The sequence below is a fragment of the Acidovorax sp. SRB_24 genome (assembly GCF_012931925.1).
The window spans coordinates 1-743 of the sequence record NZ_MWOM01000171.1 but is presented as its reverse complement, the minus strand read 5'-3'; the positions used below and the strand labels follow the sequence as shown (position 1 = coordinate 743).

General features: G+C 69.6%; 2 protein-coding genes. One reads left to right on the top strand and one right to left on the bottom strand.

The genetic code is table 11. The features are described 5' to 3' along the window. Positions 1-118 precede the first annotated feature (118 nt). On the top strand, positions 119-373 hold the full coding sequence (locus B2J89_RS21300; protein ID WP_169170825.1) for a hypothetical protein: 255 nt from the start codon (positions 119-121) through the stop codon (positions 371-373). Positions 374-450: 77 nt separating this feature from the next. Here the strand turns inward: B2J89_RS21300 and B2J89_RS21295 are convergent. Then, positions 451-743, bottom strand: a 293-nt coding sequence (locus tag B2J89_RS21295; protein WP_169170824.1) for a hypothetical protein, incomplete at its 5' end; no start/stop codon positions are given.

Sequence of the window (743 nt, the reverse complement as noted above, 5' to 3'; positions counted from 1 at the left end):
CAGGTGCATGTGACCGGGAAACCACTGGATGGCCATGGGGAGATCTTTCGCTTTTTCGGGGGGTCGGGGGGTGCCAAGGATAATCGCGCTCCCATCCCCGTGCCCTTGAACCTCTGCCATGCCCCTGCCCAAGCCCCCTGCCCGACGCCCCCGCAACAAGGAAGACAACGAACTGTTGATCAAGGGCATGACCTGCGCGCTGATCGGCGCCGTCGTGCTGCTGGCGCCCTATGTCGCCAAATCGGCCAGCGTGCAGGACCTCATGCGCCAGGCCTACTTGGTCGGCTGGTTTGCGCTCATCCTGGGCTGCGCGTTTCTGGGGCGCTACGGCCTGCGGCGCCTCGCGGCCCACCGGTCGGCGCGCCCGCGCTGAGCGCCGGCCCGGTCGGCGGCTGACCGCATATTTCAAGCCAAATCGGCCTCCAGCGCTGATGCAGAAAGCGTCTACAGCTATGTTTTTTGATTCTCCACCACCGGCGCTTCCGCGTCGACCGCGCCTGCCACGGGCAGGTCGGGCACGGTGGCCACGAGCGAGGCCAGCACCTGGTCGGCATCGGCACGCATCAGGGCGGCCAGCTCCGTGGCCAGCCGCAGGCGGCGCAGCAGCCAGGCACTGAGGTCGCTCTCATACGGACTGGGCAGCGGCTCGGGCCCGGGCGACGCCCCGGCCTCGGGCGCGTCGGCGGGGGCCTTGCCCAGCAGCAGGGTGCCGATGCGCTCGGCCGCCTGCTCCAGCGGCGCCT